Origin of the sequence: Pseudomonas sp. DWP2-2 (assembly GCF_049897065.1) — a bacterium.
Lineage (GTDB): Bacteria > Pseudomonadota > Gammaproteobacteria > Pseudomonadales > Pseudomonadaceae > Aquipseudomonas > Aquipseudomonas paracarnis.
Genome location: NZ_JAFCVN010000002.1, coordinates 661,596 through 677,541, shown reverse-complemented (window position 1 = coordinate 677,541; position 15,946 = coordinate 661,596). Strand labels below are relative to the sequence as shown.

The 15,946-nt window shown below is 55.3% G+C and carries 16 protein-coding genes; 4 read left to right on the top strand and 12 right to left on the bottom strand.

Features of this window, described 5'->3' with window-relative positions:
- Positions 1-63: 63 nt before the first annotated feature.
- From kdpB to kdpF, 3 genes are read right to left on the bottom strand one after another with little or no spacing between them, the layout of a single operon-like run.
- Positions 64-2,121: a potassium-transporting ATPase subunit KdpB gene (gene kdpB, locus ACP7CZ_RS07165; RefSeq protein ID WP_169918940.1), complete on the bottom strand. Its 2,058-nt coding sequence runs from the start codon at positions 2,119-2,121 to the stop codon at positions 64-66.
- Between the two features lie 15 nt (positions 2,122-2,136).
- Entirely contained in the window at positions 2,137-3,831 is a 1,695-nt protein-coding gene (gene kdpA / locus ACP7CZ_RS07160) for a potassium-transporting ATPase subunit KdpA (RefSeq protein ID WP_054898469.1), read from the bottom strand.
- 9 nt (positions 3,832-3,840) lie between these two features.
- Positions 3,841-3,930 carry a K(+)-transporting ATPase subunit F gene (gene kdpF, locus ACP7CZ_RS07155; protein ID WP_003218754.1) on the bottom strand — a complete coding sequence of 30 codons (90 nt, stop codon included), beginning with the start codon at positions 3,928-3,930 and terminating at the stop codon, positions 3,841-3,843.
- A 412-nt stretch (positions 3,931-4,342) separates the two neighbouring features.
- Here kdpF and eat point away from each other — a divergent pair, with 412 nt between their 5' ends.
- Both eat and ACP7CZ_RS07145 read left to right on the top strand, forming a co-directional pair.
- Positions 4,343-5,707 carry an ethanolamine permease gene (gene eat, locus ACP7CZ_RS07150; RefSeq protein WP_034126709.1) on the top strand — a complete coding sequence of 455 codons (1,365 nt, stop codon included), beginning with the start codon at positions 4,343-4,345 and terminating at the stop codon, positions 5,705-5,707.
- Between the two features lie 110 nt (positions 5,708-5,817).
- Positions 5,818-5,985 carry a DUF2897 family protein gene (locus ACP7CZ_RS07145; protein ID WP_003172675.1) on the top strand — a complete coding sequence of 56 codons (168 nt, stop codon included), beginning with the start codon at positions 5,818-5,820 and terminating at the stop codon, positions 5,983-5,985.
- Between the two features lie 57 nt (positions 5,986-6,042).
- Here ACP7CZ_RS07145 and ACP7CZ_RS07140 read toward each other — a convergent pair whose 3' ends face one another.
- The 3 genes from ACP7CZ_RS07140 to ACP7CZ_RS07130 all read right to left on the bottom strand — a co-directional run bounded on the left by ACP7CZ_RS07140 (position 6,043) and on the right by ACP7CZ_RS07130 (position 8,023).
- Positions 6,043-6,891: an urea carboxylase-associated family protein gene (locus ACP7CZ_RS07140; protein WP_054898468.1), complete on the bottom strand. Its 849-nt coding sequence runs from the start codon at positions 6,889-6,891 to the stop codon at positions 6,043-6,045.
- A 14-nt stretch (positions 6,892-6,905) separates the two neighbouring features.
- Positions 6,906-7,550: a GntR family transcriptional regulator gene (locus ACP7CZ_RS07135; RefSeq protein ID WP_057975728.1), complete on the bottom strand. Its 645-nt coding sequence runs from the start codon at positions 7,548-7,550 to the stop codon at positions 6,906-6,908.
- A gap of 140 nt (positions 7,551-7,690) precedes the next feature.
- Positions 7,691-8,023, bottom strand: coding sequence for a ComEA family DNA-binding protein (locus ACP7CZ_RS07130; RefSeq protein WP_057975727.1), 333 nt, complete (start codon positions 8,021-8,023; stop codon positions 7,691-7,693).
- Positions 8,024-8,219: 196 nt separating this feature from the next.
- On the opposite strand from ACP7CZ_RS07130, the gene ACP7CZ_RS07125 reads away from it, so the two are divergent.
- Positions 8,220-9,539 (top strand): hypothetical protein, encoded by a 1,320-nt coding sequence (locus tag ACP7CZ_RS07125; RefSeq protein ID WP_252950396.1) that lies wholly within the window; start codon positions 8,220-8,222, stop codon positions 9,537-9,539.
- Between the two features lie 376 nt (positions 9,540-9,915).
- Positions 9,916-10,782, top strand: coding sequence for an acyltransferase (locus ACP7CZ_RS07120; protein WP_054921834.1), 867 nt, complete (start codon positions 9,916-9,918; stop codon positions 10,780-10,782).
- Between the two features lie 147 nt (positions 10,783-10,929).
- Here the strand turns inward: ACP7CZ_RS07120 and ACP7CZ_RS07115 are convergent, their stop codons facing one another.
- Genes ACP7CZ_RS07115 through ACP7CZ_RS07090 form a run of 6 tightly spaced genes read right to left on the bottom strand, consistent with a single transcriptional unit; the run spans position 10,930 to position 15,921 of the window.
- Positions 10,930-11,739 carry a glycosyltransferase family 2 protein gene (locus ACP7CZ_RS07115; protein ID WP_054921837.1) on the bottom strand — a complete coding sequence of 270 codons (810 nt, stop codon included), beginning with the start codon at positions 11,737-11,739 and terminating at the stop codon, positions 10,930-10,932.
- 11 nt (positions 11,740-11,750) lie between these two features.
- Positions 11,751-12,113: a DMT family transporter gene (locus ACP7CZ_RS07110; protein ID WP_232241726.1), complete on the bottom strand. Its 363-nt coding sequence runs from the start codon at positions 12,111-12,113 to the stop codon at positions 11,751-11,753.
- A complete protein-coding gene (locus ACP7CZ_RS07105) occupies positions 12,110-12,934 on the bottom strand; it encodes a sugar phosphate isomerase/epimerase family protein (RefSeq protein ID WP_054921842.1) in 825 nt (274 codons plus the stop codon). Before ACP7CZ_RS07105 ends, ACP7CZ_RS07110 begins: the two co-directional genes overlap by 4 nt.
- On the bottom strand, positions 12,931-13,725 hold the full coding sequence (locus ACP7CZ_RS07100) for an NAD(P)-dependent oxidoreductase (protein ID WP_054921844.1): 795 nt from the start codon (positions 13,723-13,725) through the stop codon (positions 12,931-12,933). The genes ACP7CZ_RS07105 and ACP7CZ_RS07100 overlap by 4 nt, the downstream gene beginning before the upstream one ends.
- Positions 13,718-14,899 carry an NAD(P)/FAD-dependent oxidoreductase gene (locus tag ACP7CZ_RS07095; RefSeq protein WP_054921846.1) on the bottom strand — a complete coding sequence of 394 codons (1,182 nt, stop codon included), beginning with the start codon at positions 14,897-14,899 and terminating at the stop codon, positions 13,718-13,720. The genes ACP7CZ_RS07100 and ACP7CZ_RS07095 overlap by 8 nt, the downstream gene beginning before the upstream one ends.
- On the bottom strand, positions 14,899-15,921 hold the full coding sequence (locus ACP7CZ_RS07090; protein ID WP_054921849.1) for a glycosyltransferase: 1,023 nt from the start codon (positions 15,919-15,921) through the stop codon (positions 14,899-14,901). The genes ACP7CZ_RS07095 and ACP7CZ_RS07090 overlap by 1 nt, the downstream gene beginning before the upstream one ends.
- Between the last annotated feature and the right edge of the window lie 25 nt (positions 15,922-15,946).

Sequence of the window (15,946 nt, the reverse complement as noted above, 5' to 3'; positions counted from 1 at the left end):
GTGGGACGCGGAGCGTCCGGGGTGGCATTCCCACGCGGAGCGTGGGAACGATCAGCGGCCAGGTCAAACCAGGTGCAGCGCGGTCAGCAACATGTCGATGGCCTTGATCCCCACGAACGGCACCAACAGTCCGCCCAGCCCGTAGATCAGCAGATTGCGCCGCAACAACGCCGCCGCACTCGCGGCCTGCACGCGCACGCCGCGCAGGGCCAACGGGATCAGCACCACGATAATCAGCGCGTTGAACACGATGGCCGATAGGATCGCGCTCTGCGGGCTCTGCAAGTGCATGATGTTGAGCACGCCCAGTTGCGGGTAGATCGAGGCGAACAGCGCCGGCAGGATCGCGAAGTACTTGGCCACGTCGTTGGCGATGGAAAAGGTCGTCAGCGCGCCGCGAGTCACCAGCAACTCCTTGCCGATCTGCACCACGTCCAGCAGCTTGGTCGGGTCGCTGTCGAGGTCGACCATGTTGGCGGCTTCGCGCGCAGCCTGGGTGCCGTCGTTCATCGCCATGCCGACGTCAGCCTGGGCCAGCGCCGGGGCGTCGTTGGCGCCGTCGCCGCACATCGCAACCAGGCGACCATCGTTCTGCTCATGGCGAATACGCGCGAGTTTCTTCTCTGGCGTGGCTTCGGCCAGCACATCGTCCACACCCGCTTCAGCGGCAATCGCGGCGGCGGTCAGCGGGTTGTCGCCAGTGACCATCACGGTGCGAATCCCCAACTTGCGCAACTCGGCAAAACGCTCACGAATACCTGGCTTGACCACGTCTTTGAGATGGATCGCCCCCAGTAACTTGCCATCGGCGCACACCAGCAAGGGCGTGCCGCCGCTTTGGGCGATCTTGTCGATTTCCCGCGACAACGCAGGCAGCAGGTCGCTACGTTGCTGGCCGATAAACGCCAGCAGCGAGTCCACCGCGCCTTTACGGAACACACGGCCCTGATAGTCGACACCGGACAAACGGGTCTCGGCGCTGAAGGGCACGGCGGTCAACGCATCCAGGCTCGGCTCGGCCTGGGGGTGCAAGGCGCGCAGGTATTCAACGATGGACTTGCCTTCCGCCGTGTCATCGGCCAGGGACGCCAGCAACGCGCCTTCGGCCAATTCGCGGCCACTGACACCAGGTGCAGCGACCACGGCCGAGCAACGACGGTTGCCGAAGGTGATGGTGCCGGTCTTGTCCAGCAGTAACACATGCACGTCCCCCGCCGCTTCCACGGCGCGGCCGGACTTGGCAATCACGTTGAGGCGTACCAGGCGGTCCATGCCGGCAATCCCGATGGCCGACAACAGGCCGCCAATGGTGGTGGGAATCAGCGTCACCAGCAGTGCGACCAGGAACACCAGCGGCAAGCTGCCATTGGCAAAGTGGGCGAACGGCTGCAGGGTCACGACCACCAGCAGAAAGATCAGGGTCAGGCCGATCAGCAGGATATCCAGCGCGACTTCGTTGGGGGTTTTCTGGCGTTTGGCGCCTTCCACCAGCGCGATCATGCGGTCCAGGGTGGACTCGCCCGGGTTGGCGGTGATGCGGATGAGCAGCCAGTCCGACACCAGCCGCGTGTTGCCGGTGACGGCCGAACGGTCGCCGCCAGACTCGCGGATCACCGGGGCGGATTCGCCGGTGATCGCTGCTTCGTTGACTGCCGCAATACCTTCGACGACCTCGCCGTCACCGGGGATCATTTCCCCGGCGGCAACACGAACTACATCGCCTTTGCGCAGGCTGGTGGCCGGCACCACCTTGAAGCTGCCATCGGCTTCCTGGCGTCGGGCGCTCAAGCCTTCGCTGCCAGCCTTGAGGCTGTCGGCGCGGGCCTTTCCGCGGCCTTCGGCCAGGGCTTCGGCGAAGTTGGCGAACAGCACGGTGAACCACAGCCACACGGCGATTTGCACCGCTACAAAAGTGGGCACGGTGGTGTCGGGCACAAAGCACAACACGGTGGTGAGGATGGCGGTCAGCTCCACCACCAGCATCACTGGCGAGCGTTGCAGTTGGCGTGGGTCCAGCTTGACGAACGCCTGGACCAGCGCCGGGCGCCACAGGGCCGAGATGGCGGTTTTGGCAGGCTCCAGGGGTTTGACCGGGGCCGCGTTTTTTGCAGGCATATTCATTTTCATATCCCTTAACTAGAAGCCCATGCTCAAGTGTTCAGCGATGGGGCCCAACGCCAGCGTCGGCAGGAAAGTCAGGCCGCCCACCAGCAAAATGGTCACGGTCAACAAGGTCACGAACAGCGCGCCATGGGTGGGGAAGCTGTTCTGGCCAATCGGTGCGGTCTTCTTCATCGCCAGGCTGCCGGCCAGGGCCAGTACCGGGAGGATGTAGCCAAAGCGGCCGATCAACATGCCCAGGCCGAGCATCAGGTTATGGAATGGGGTATTGGCGCCGAGGCCGGCAAACGCCGAACCGTTGTTGGCACTGGCCGAGGTATAGGCGTAGAGCAACTGGCTGAAGCCATGGGGGCCAGGGTTGCTGATGGCACCTGCCGGGCCGGGCAGGCTGGCGGCGATGGCACTCAAGACCAATACGCCGACCGGCATAACCAGCAGAGTCACCACCAGCAATTGCACTTCCTTGGCCTGGAGTTTCTTGCCCAGGTATTCGGGGGTGCGGCCGATCATCAAGCCGGCGAGGAACACCGCGATCAACACGTTGAGCAACATGCCGTACATACCGGCACCCACGCCGCCGAAGATCACTTCGCCGACCATCATGTTCACCAGCGCGACCATCCCACTCAGGGGGCTGAGGCTGTCCTGCATGCCATTGACCGAACCGTTGGACGCCGCAGTGGTGGTCACCGACCACAGCACGGTACCGGTGGTGCCGAAGCGTGTTTCCTTGCCTTCCAACGGTGCGGTTTGCTCCACCGCCGGGTTGTTCAGGGTTGGATTGGGCTGGTACTCGGACCACAGCGACGTCGCGCCGCCGATCAGGAACAACGCCAGCATGCACGCGAGGATCGCCCGGCTCTGACGCAGGTCTTTGACGTAATGGCCGAAGGTAAACACCAACGCTACCGGGATCAGGATGATCGAGGCCACTTCAAACAGGTTGGCCCAGGCTGTCGGGTCTTCAAACGGATGCGCCGAGTTCACGCCGAAGAAGCCACCGCCGTTGGTGCCCAGTTGCTTGATCGCAATCTGGCTCGCGGCCGGCCCCAGGGGAATCACCTGATCCACGCCTTGCAGCGTGACCGCATCAACATAGTGGGCGAAGGTTTGCGGTACGCCCTGCCACACCAGAAACAGCGCGAGCACCAGGCACAACGGCAGCAGGCCGTAGAGGGTGGCGCGGGTCATGTCGACCCAGAAGTTGCCCAGGGTCTGGGCAGATTTGCGCCCGATCCCACGGCACAAGGCGACCAGGACGGCGAGACCGGTCGCCGCACTGACGAAGTTCTGCACCGTGAGGCCGGCCATCTGACTTAGATAACTTAGGGACGCTTCGCCGCTGTAGTTCTGCCAGTTGGTATTGGTCATGAAACTGACGGCGGTGTTGAACGCCAGGGTCCATTCCTGGCCCGGCAGTTTTTGCGGGTTCAGTGGCAGGGAGCCCTGGAATAACAGGATCGAGAACAACAACAAGAAGCCCGCCAGGTTGAATGCGAGCAAGGCCAGCATGTATTTCTGCCAGCTCTGCTCCTGCTGCGCATCCACGCCCGAGAGGCGATAACAGGCTTTCTCGACAGGCCCAAGTACCGGGGTGAGGCAAGTGCGCTGGCCTTCCATCACCTTGTAGTAGAACCGCCCCAAAAAGGGTGCCGGCACCAGTACCACGGCAAAGAAGGCGATGATCAGCCAATAGTCATAACTGTGCATAGCCCGCTCCTAGTTCCGATCCGCGCGTAACAGCGCAACCAGCAGATAAATGAACAGCGCCACGGCCAATAGCAGTGACACTCCGTCCAGAACGCTCATGGAAATTTCCCCGTCTTGCGGCGATTGCCGCGTGTGGGGGCATTGTCCGCAGGAGCGGTGTAAAGGAACGAGAGCGAGGGGCCGGGTGGGGCGTAAAGATGGCGTAAAGAGTGGGTTTAGCGGGGTTTACAGCGGGGTTTGCCGTGGCTGGGGGGGCCTCTTCGCGGGCAAGCCCGGCTCCCACATTCGACTGCGTTCTTTCAGTTAAAACTCGGTCAAGTGTGGGAGCGGGCTTGCCCGCGAAAGCGCCCGCCAAGGCACCACCGCACTTATGTGGTGCAACTCATGCCGCATTCAAACGCCAAACCGTCCCTTCGGCGACATAGGCATTGCTTTACGACATAGTTCTGAGGCTTGGCATAGCCACTGCAACACCTTGAATCATTCCAAACAGTTCAAGGAGCGCAGCACAATGAACACACAACTCAAACCCACATTGGGTACCTTGCATCTATGGGGCATTGCCGTGGGGCTGGTGATCTCCGGCGAGTATTTCGGCTGGAGCTACGGCTGGGGCGTCGCCGGTACCTTGGGCTTTCTGGTGACCTCGTTGATGGTCGCCGCGATGTACACCTGCTTCATCTTCAGCTTCACCGAACTGACCACTGCGATTCCCCACGCAGGAGGCCCCTTTGCCTACAGCCGTCGCGCCTTCGGTGAGAAAGGCGGCTTGATTGCCGGCTTGGCCACCTTGATCGAGTTCGTCTTCGCCCCGCCCGCGATTGCCCTGGCCATTGGTGCGTACCTGAACGTGCAGTTCCCGGCACTCGACCCCAAGCACGCCGCCGTCGGCGCTTATATCGTGTTCATGGGCCTGAATATCCTCGGGGTGAAACTCGCCGCCACCTTTGAGTTGGTCGTCTGCGTGCTCGCCGTCGCCGAACTGCTGGTGTTCATGGGGGTGGTCGCACCGGCGTTCAGCTTCAGCCACTTCGCCCTCAACGGCTGGGCCGGTTCCGACACCTTCGGCGCCCCGGCAATTGCCGGGATGTTTGCCGCCATCCCCTTCGCCATCTGGTTCTTCCTCGCCATCGAAGGCGCGGCCATGGCCGCCGAAGAAGCCAAGGACCCCAAGCGCACCATTCCAAAAGCCTACATCAGCGGCATCCTCACCCTGGTGATCCTGGCCATGGGCGTGATGTTCTTCGCCGGTGGTGTGGGTGACTGGCGCACCCTCTCGAACATCAACGACCCACTGCCCCAAGCGATGAAAACCGTGGTGGGTGACAGCTCCGGCTGGTTGCACATGCTGGTATGGATTGGCCTGTTCGGCCTGGTGGCAAGCTTCCACGGCATCATCCTCGGCTACTCGCGCCAGTTCTTCGCCCTGGCCCGTGCCGGTTACCTGCCGTCTTTCCTGGCCAAACTCTCACGTTTCCAGACACCGCACCGGGCCATCCTCGCCGGCGGCGTGGTGGGTATCGCCGCCATCTACAGCGACGGCCTGATCAACCTGGGCGGCATGACCCTGACCGCCGCGATGATTACCATGGCGGTGTTCGGTGCCATCGTCATGTACATCATGAGCATGCTCAGCCTGTTCAAACTGCGTAAGACCGAGCCGTTGCTGGAACGCACCTTCCGCGCGCCGGGCTACCCCATCGTGCCGGGTATTGCGCTGGTGCTGGCGGTGGTATGCCTGGTGGCAATGGCCTGGTTCAATGCCTTGATCGGGCTGATCTTCCTGGGCTTCATGGCGGTGGGCTTCATCTACTTCCAGCTGACCGCACAAGACCGTGTCGATGCGCCGGCAGATGCGATGTTGACCGGACAATAGCGCCTATGAGGCAGAACGGGCCTACACTGAACTACTCAGAAAGCCCGTGACTCAAAGCAGTCATTACCGTGGGAAACTTTCCCACGGACATCTGCCTCAAGGAGAGCCTTATGCCGTGGTATGCGTGGTTGATTATGGTAGTCGCGATCGGGTCGATCGTCGGAGGGCTGATGATGCTGCGCGACAGCGCCAACAAAGTCGAACTCACCGACGAACAACGCAAACGCGTGGCCGAGCGCAATGCGCAGGCGGATGCCAAGGATGCGCAAGACAGATAAATCGCGTGTAACCCCGTGGCGAGGGAGCTTGCTCCCGCTGGGCTGCGAAGCAGCCCCCTACTCCCACTTCGCCTTGGCAATATGCAACCCATGTTGCCCCTTATAGGCGGCACGCTCCGGCTGGCTCCAGCCACTGAGCAACTCATCCTCCAGCCTATAGATCTCAACCCCTAACGGACGACACACCGTCAACGGGTCCTGCGCCTCCGGCCCCCACATGGGCAGCGACAAATCCCCGCCAGGGCACGTCGACAACGCACACAGCAAATCAATCTCGGCAAAGAACTCCAGGTAATCGCCCTTCTGCGCCGGACAGGCCTTCATAAAGTACATGTCATCGTGATTGAGCCCGGTGCACTGGAAAATATTCAACACGTCATGCACATCGAACTCCGTCAGTCCGTGGGGCAATACCGCACGGGTCAGGTTCGAGTGGCAATGGTGATGAAAGTCCTCACCGGTCAACATACGGTTCACATAGGGGTCGCACCGCGTGCCCAACAAATCATGCAAACGCCCACCGTGCTCATCAATGCCGTAGCTGGCCAGGCTGTCATCGGTGATCGTGACCAAGGGCCTTAAAAAGGGCAGGTTCGACCACAACCGATCATGGGTGCTGACATGAGCGCCTTGCAGCTGACGAGTGCGCGCAGCCCACAAACGTTCGCGCGGATCGTTGGCGTTCCAGACATTAAAGTCCCCCACCTGCGGCCCCACCGGCGTGGTCACACGAAACACATGCCCGGCCGGCACCTTCCACGCCCTCCCCGTGCGGATCGGCACCTCGAACTGTTCGATCAACGTGCGCTGGCTTTTCTGATCACGAATACGCTCATAGAACGCCGTATCCACCTGCAATGCTGAGCCTTTGCTGACCTGGTACGCGGCCGGGTAGTCTTTGTACATGGGGCAATCCTCTATCAAGGGTGATCAAACAGGGCGAGGGAAAGGTGTTCTGAATCGTCCAGGTACAGGCTCATCGCCTCGCTGGCGGCCTGGGTTTGGTTGCGGGTTAGCAGTGTGTATATCTCATGGTCACGCTCCAGCCAGGGCGACTGGAAACGCTGCTCGTCAGGCGCGGCGCAGAACACCAGACGCAACTGAGCAATCACCTGAGCGAAAAACTCGTCGAACAATGGGCTGCCCATCAAGGCGACGATCTGCTGGTGGAACATAAGACTGTGGGTGGCCACGGCTCGCCAATCTTCGCGCTCCCGGGCCAAGTGGGTGGCGTCAATGGCGCTTTGCATACGCGTCGATTGGACGTCCGTCAGCGGCCCGCTCTGGGCAATCGCCTGCAACTCCAGGGTGCGGCGGACGACAAAGAGGTCACGCACTTCCGCCCGCACCAAGCGCCGAACCATCACGCCCTTGTTGCGGACATAGCGAGTAAGGCCCTCCTGGCCCAGACGATGCAGCGCCTCGCGAATCGTATTGCGGGATGCGTTGTAGGCTTTGACCAGGTCCACCTCGATCAGCGGCATGCCTGGTAACAGCCGGCCGCCTATGATGTCGGCGCGGAGTTCCAGGGCGATTTGGTCGGCTAAAGATAAAGTGAGTGTCATCGTTACCTCAAGATTGTTGAACAATCACTAAGTAAGAGGTAACCACGTTTCGTGCCAATGCTGCCTGCGAATTACCAGGCGCTAGGTCCGATAAAGAAAAGGCCGGTCAATGACCGGCCTTCTGCGCTTTTATTACATCTTCAATCAATAACCAACCTGTCGCGATTCTTCTCCAGCAGTGCCTTGCCGATGCCTTTTACTTCCAGTAACTCATCCACCGCTGTAAACGGGCCGTTGCTTTCGCGATAGGCGATAATTGCCTTCGCCTTGGAAGCACCAATGCCGAATAGATCGCGACGCAGGGTCTCGGCGTCGGCGGCGTTGAGGTTGACCTTGGTGGATTGCTCGGTCTTGGTCATTTGGGTGGAGATGGAGGTTGGAGGTTCCGGCTTGATGGACGGCGCGGCAGTGGTGGCGACGGAGAGGCTGGTGAGGAAGGCGAAGATGAGGGACGAGATGTAGAGGTTTTGCATTGGTGACGCTCCATGATATCGGTGAGGGAAAGCAGCTTTTCCGAAGCTGCTTTTCTAACTTAGGCGAATGTTGGAGCATGTCAAAAGCCCGTGAGTAACAGAGTATGAATGACGCCTAATAGATGATTTTCACAACGGTTCATGGCCCAATGATAAAGTTGCACCTGATTGTGAGACTCTGACCAAGGACTGCACGGTGAAAAAGCAATATTTAAACCTGATCGGATTGGCACTTTTCATCCTGTCGATGGTATCGGTTTTCTCGTTTTATCCCGGTGCGATGACATGGGACAGCATGGAGCAGCTCAGACAAGCGAGAGCCGGAGAATACAGCGATTGGCAACCGCCCACGATGGCTTACGTATGGAGTTGGTTATTGCCCTTTACAGATGGTCCGGGAGGGATGTTCCTATTGCAGTGCAGTCTGCTATGGGCAACCGCGCTGATTTTATATAAAGCTTGCATTAGAGAGGAATACTCCTATGGCATGCTTTTCTTGCTGATTCCTATTGTCCCATGGATCATGAACTTCGAATTTACCCTCTGGAAAGATGTGGCCATGGCTTACTCCTGGGGCTTGGCTACTGCAATCTGCTTATATTATAGAGATTGTCAAAAATTCCCCAAGGCTGCTGCGCTGCTTGTCTCAGTATTATTTTTGTACGGCGCGCTAGTGCGAACCAACTCTTTAAGCGCCGGGATCTTTCTGCTGCCATTCTTGATCAACTCAATTTTAAAAATCCATACCATCAAGAGCACAATATTTTTTATATTCATCAGTGGCGCGATAATTGGTCTGGCGCATTTATGCGTTACCCCCTTGATTGGGGCGAAAAAAGCCAATTCAGTTAGTTATGTGATGTTCGATGATATCGTTGCACTCAAGGTCAGAGGCGTCGAAGTGCCTGTAAGCTTTTTGAGTCCAGACGACATGAATGCCATCAAACAGTGTGAGTACCTGAATGTTCATGAAGTGGGCGCCGCCTTTTGTCTGAGCAATGAAAAATTCACCGATATCACCCAAGCGCATTACCAGGAACTCAAAGAAGCGTGGACCCGGTATGTACCGCGGAATATTCTGACGTATGGAGAATTCCGATTGAATGCTTTTTTGAATTTCATACGCTCGCCCTCCCTCCCTCCTTATTACCCTACTGAATTTCGTGTCATGAATCAGCCGTATGAGCCCAATGCAGGAACCAGATCGGTCTCGTCGATAGAAAAACTTACCGCTGGTTACGTTACAACCTCGATAGAAATACTTCCCGAGCTCTTCAAACCTTATAGCTGGCTTATCATATCCATACTATTGATTGGCGCATTTCAACTCAGCCGACAGTGCAGGGCACATTCACTCTGGCTTTTACCCATGTCGGGGCTTTCCTACACGACAAGCTATCTACTCATCACACCAGCCAGCGATCTGCGGTACGCCTACTGGATGATTTTTATAGCCACTCTTTCAATCGTTCTATTCATAAATATCCACTTTAAAAAACCGGCCACATCCAGTTGAGTCGAAAGCTGAACTTCCCCTCGGCCCACGATATTTCTTGCAACAGAGCTAAGGAGCGCTGCCGGTATAGCCTGCGGCAGCCCCGATTCGAGAACGAGTGCTCATCCAAGCCAAAAGCTCTCTTCACGTACCCATCGTGAAGGCTTCAGCACGAGCACGGATCCGGTAGGGTCGGTGAAGGCTAGCGACTCATAGCGTCAAACCACATCGAGGTCGACATACCTCGTGATCGAACGGCCTGCACGTAGGACAGATACCATCCTCATATGATTTAATACGTCACTACTTAGACCGAATTCAGCGTTCGGTAGTGTTTCCAGGACAAATGCAGATAACTCTGCCTGAACCAAAAAACCAAAAAAATGGACAGTTAGTGATGCAAAATTATCAGACTCACGGAATTGGCATTGTTAATATTGGTAAAAACTGCTCGATAGGCAATAACGTAAAATTCATCTTCAAGACCAACAGAACGCTAACCCTGGGCGACTATGTCACCTTGGGCGATGGTGTAAAAGTCATCATTGAAGACGGTGATGTATCGATTGATGATTGGACCACCCTACACTCGGACTGCCTTGTATTAAGTACAAAGGGTGTATCGATAGGACAACACTGCTGGTTTGGCCAAAACTGTGTGATTGATGGCACAGGCGGCCTGACGATCGGCAATGGCGTTAGAGTCGGCATGTATTCGCAAATTTGGACGCACATAGCCGCAGGTGAACAGATTGAAGGCTGTCTCTTCTACTCCGCCGACCCGGTAGTCATCCAGGACAATGTCTGGTTAGTGGGCTCATGCACTGTCGGCTCTGGTGTCACGATTGGTAAGAGGGCCGTGTGTCTCAGCGGCTCGAACATTATCAAGTCAGTGCCAGAAAATGTCACGGTTGCCGGCGCCCCCGCCAAAGTCAAAGAGCATATCAATGCTTACACGCACAAGTCGCTGGATGAGAAATTTGAAATGCTTCGCGGTTGGATCAAGGACTTCTGCGATGAATCCAACCATGCTTTCGCGTTCAAAAACGAAGACAACGAAAAGCTGACAATTCATTCAACCAGCGACTTGAACGACCAGATAATTATGTTCAAGTACACTGAAAGCTACAGCGCTGCGGCTAATCAAGAATTCAAATCCAAAGCGTGCATCGAAACCAAAACCTACACCAAAGGATTTACGCTATCCGAAGAAAGGGTGATGCGTTACCTGTCCGGCAACAAAGCACGTTTTCTAAGGGATTAACTAAAGCCGGCGTGCTTATCACCGTCCAGTGATAAGCACCGGCTTCACCCCGACACAGACCACCGAGCCAGCCACATAAACGTTACATTCCGATTCGTCCTCATCAGGCGAACTGCCCACATGAAAAAACCATGGCATATCGGCCTGCTAACGCGGATTGTAATTGCCAAAACATGACTTAAACAATATCGTCAAGACAGACAGATTCCCCCTCACACTGCTAATTTTTGTCGGTACTTCACCCTTAGGGTATCGCCGCACGGTAGGCAACTCAGCACAACGATATCCCAACCTTGGGGCCCGACATGACAGGTAAGCGAGTAATTCATACGTGATAAAGACATCACGGAACACAGCCAACCTGGAATCCAATAGCATTTTCCGGCTATACGCCCGAAAGCCCTGAGTCGTGTCAGTCCACTTGAACCCCGAGAACATGCTCAACATCGGAGCATGGATAAAGCGGATGGCAAAGTCTCTTGATTTGGGGGTATTTTCAGCCACGCCCCCTGCAACGAATCGCGAAGCTTGTACAAAATCAACGCCCTGCTCCAGCGCTGCTATAAAGCGCGGAATGGCTTCTGGATCATCTTTATCATTACCATCGATGGTAACGATGCCCTCATAACCCTGATCGAGCGCAAAGGAGTAGGCGCAACGAAGCTGTGCACTAAGTTTTCCTGCTGCTGTCTTGACCAATAGCCCCCGCACGCCAAGCGGCTTCAACTCGTGCAACTTCAGGGAACCGTCCGTGGTGCCGCCATCGACAATGATGATGTCAGCAATATTCTCGACGTGAAGTACGGACATCCTCGCGAGTAAATTTTTAATTCGTTCACCTTCGTTAATGACAGGGATTACGACGCACCAGGAGTGTTGGCGTCCAAGCCAGAGTGGGGTGTCATGCGCTGGCACTTCCCATGTTGCGCGAACGGCAGCAATATCCGAAAGGATCATTTGGGTTTCCATCAAGTCACGCGAGCTGTGATCAGCCCGACGCCGGCGATTATCAGTACGATTCCGACCGCTGTGGTCCAGTGGAAGGATTCACGAAAAAAAACAACCGAAAACACAGCAACGGTCGCAATCGCTCCAGCCGTCAGGACCGGGTGGGCAACATTCATCGGGAGCCGCGCCAATGCCGCTGCGTAAAGAACAAAGGCCCCACCATACAAACCGAGCCCTAGCCAAAATGGCCAATTACTCAACGCGCTCATGGGGTCGCTGGGGGACGGAAACTTACGTGGTGGAGTCATGGCCATCTTCACCAATACGCTTGCTGACGCATTGCAGAGAATACCAAGAATGAGAATGAGCCATTTCATATTCATACACTGACCCCACGGTAACGAAGAGTGGCTACCTGGATAGCGCGTTTAATCGACTCTAAATGTGGCTCATTCCCAGTTGCTACCATTTCGATGGACACGAGATGAGCCGGCAGGTAGCGCCCCAGTGCAGCGGCCATTGCCACATGGTCAGTACTGCCATCGCCCAAGGGTAAAAGATTCGGCTCGCTGGCATGCACATGCCCAATCAATTGAGCACAATCTGCCAGGACTTCCAGCGGATCTTCCTGGTTAATCGCGAGTGCGCCTGTGTCAAATTGCATACGAATAGAAGGATGCGCAACAGCACGAACCACTCTGGCAGTCTCAACACTGGTGGTCATAAAGTTCGCGCCGTAACACGCAGGGTTGGGTTCCAGGCAGAGTGTCACGCCGCACGCCTGAGCGAGATCGCCCAACTCACGAAAAAAGGGAATCGCAATGTCCAGCGCCTCTTGATCATTCAGCCCACTGCGATCCCGATTCTTCGGTGAGCCAAAAACTATTCGCGTCCCGCCCAAGCCTGCACCGATTCGACATATTGCGGCCAAGTGTGTAAGCAGATCCGCCCGGCTCCGAGCACTACCAAAGATATTCAGCCCCTTCGTACCAAACAACAGCGCCTGCATACCGGTGATTTCGACTCCTCGCTCAGCCCACCAAGCTTTGACTTGAGCGATATCTTCCCCTGTCGCTTTGGTAAGTTCAGGAAAATACTTTCCAGGGGCAATATCTATCGCATCCACCGAGAACTGCTGAAGCAAGGCAGCGACGGCCTCATCCTCGCAAATGTCCCACGCAATGTTGGATATAGCCAACCTCATGCCTTCAACCCTGTTTCAGGTTTAATCGTGCGGGACTCAGACTGCGCGTATGCCCTGACCGCCAGGATTGTTTCGCGAACACTATTTTGATAGAAGCCAGCAGAATCGAATACGTGAGCGTATTTGGTACGCAAGTCATACGACGCAGGCGAATGGCTCAAGGTATTGGTAAAAGGCAGACCAAAACCTTGCAGCGAGATCTGCTCCACACTGACGGGTGCCGCCGTCAGGTGGACCAACTTGAGCTTGGCATCAAGCGCTGTTTGGATGTCATGCCAGAGGTTAACCATGGGATAAAATTGGAAAACGCCACGGCTGTCAATTGTGTGAAGGTTGTTGTCATTCAAAAAATCAAAAATCACGTTCTTACGTAGCCCCGGGCCTACGAGTCCCGGCAAACGCACAACAAGACAATTCGAAAAATATTTCTCAACAAATATTTCCAATTTCCGGCGATGCAAACCGTAAGCGTGCAAACCTGATTCATCTACAGAGGCATCCTCATCGACCCCTATAGGGTGCTTGAAAACATCTACCGTACTAATCAAAATAAAGGTCTTGCATTTTATGGTTTTAAGATGACCAATCAATGTCTCAATTTTCTTGAGGTCATCTTCAGGTTCCCGGTTAGCGAGCCATTTTTGCGCGGAGGCAGCCGCACACACGACGGTATCGAATGACTGATGATCGATGTCACCGATATTCGTTGAGCGGTACAACGACGCGAAGGCAGTTTGCTTGAGGAGTGTGCCCCCTACATACCCAGAATATCCAATTAGCGCGCTACGCATCCGTACCTCCAGACATCGACGTGGTTTGATCGCTGCCGGTGAAGAAACTCTCAGCATCCAGCTTTTCAAGCACGTCATAAATATTGTCGATTTTACCACCCAGCACTGAGTAGGCGCCTGGCAAACCGGTGTGTTTCTCAAATAGAATCGGCCTTCCGTCGTCGCCTTCATTCTTCAGCAAAACGGTTTTAACCTCAAATAATGAGTCAACATGTTTGGCTTTTAACACTTCAGGGATATAGCGACCTACGTCCCTGAGCATCTTATCAACGCGCGTGGCACGATCATATTGGCCAAGTTTCTGATAAGGATCTAGCCCTTGCAGATCATTCCAATGAAGGTGCGGTGTATAGCGCACATGAGACAATGTATGGAGCCCACGTGCGGGAAACGGCATCATAGAAAAGAACGGACCGTCCATGACTGTAACACCCACATTTTCAAGTGCGGGCGGCATCTGGAGCAGGGCCATTTCTGTAATCTCTTGTTTTAGGCCTAAACCGACGCCTGGAAAGTCTCCGCCAAATTGGTTTAGCCCGCTATAGGTACAGTTGAATACATAGCGGCAGGAAAAGGCTTGCTGCTCTCCCTGCGCCAGGTCGACTACCACCTCCAGTGGTGCCAGCCGCCCCTTTGAAATAGCCACGACGCGGGTTTGATAGTGAACCTGCACACCACTCTCTTTAAGTTCTCGCGAAGCCCAAATGGAAAGTTGCGAGGTGTCAAATGCGCACTCATTGACCCAATATACTTGCTCAATCAATCGAGGTTCAAACAACGCACGTAAAGAAGGCTCAGCCGGTTTGATCCCTGCACCGATCTCTCGGCAAAACCGTTCAAACTGTTTAGCCGTAACTTTGGAGTTGCGTCGGGCAATAGCATAGAGCTTGGTGAAGTCTTGCTTTATGGCGAGCGGCCAATCCCGAACAAATTTCGGCAAGTTTACTCGACTGCGATAGGCAGTGGTAAAACTGCGCGGGTAATGGTAGCCGTTATGGACGCGTGCCTGGTTATTATAAGACGCACGCATCAATAACGCCGATTCGCGCTCAATTAGTAAAATACGCTTGAATCCCCGTTGTCTGGCCAGATAAATAGCGATAGCAGCGCCGTAGAACCCACCCCCGATGACTACCGCATCGTGGCATATTTCGCCTTTGTTAAGCCCCGACATCAGGCACGGTCACTGGTCGGAATTTCCTTATCCGCCGACTCTGATGCCCACTCTTCAACATTCAACTTTTCACAACGGGTCATCCGCGCACTGGTGAACTCTTGCGCAACATGATAAAGCGGCCCCTCGTTCGACAGGCTTGCCATGTTTAGAATGTATTCACCCAACACCAACAACACCAGAGAGATGAGAAAGAACATGCCAGATTGTTGCAATGAGAGACTGATCCAACCTGGAGCAACATCAGTTTTTAAAATGCCCACGGCAATGACGTAGATGCAGTACAGCAGGTTTGCAACGGCCCCAAACAGCGAGAGAGACGTGACCAATCGCATTGGAGCGCGCGTAGTCGAAATCAGCAAGCGCATGCCGCGATCAATGCTTTCACCCAGGCGTTTACGCTGTGAGGTTTGCGGGGGAGAACTGTAATTCAAATAAGCTTTGGCAAAACCACCCGTTGCGGGTAAGTGCCTATAGGTCATTACAGGCTGCGGATGCTGAAGAATGAAATTGATTACTCGTTTGCTCAAAATGCGATACTGCGGCGCCTCTCTGGCCAGATGCACGCCATTGAACCGATTGTAAAGGCTATGGAAAACAGAATTAGCCGCACGGTACATTGGCCCCTGCGCCGGCTTCATCGCGTTATTCGCAAATACAACATCAGCGCCGCTAAGCGCCTGATCAAGCATAGTCGGGATAAAAGCTACATCATCGGCTAACGGGTCAACTACAACGACGAAATCTCCCAGTGCGTTTTCCAGGCCAACCCAAAATGCGGTGTCCGTATCCACTTCCTTGGTTAGCGCATATACCTGCAGATTCGCGAGTCCATTTTCAGCCGTGAGTCCTTTCAATATCGACACGCTGTCATCGTCGGAGGCGTTATCCACCACAATCAATTCATAGTCCGCGACAGTATCAGCAATGATAAGCGCTGCATCAGCGAGAATTCTCTCGACACTGGCCGACTGATTTCGTGCCACGAACACGACAGACAAAAAACAGGGGAAATAATCCATGCTTGCTCTCAAAAGCTAATGCCGA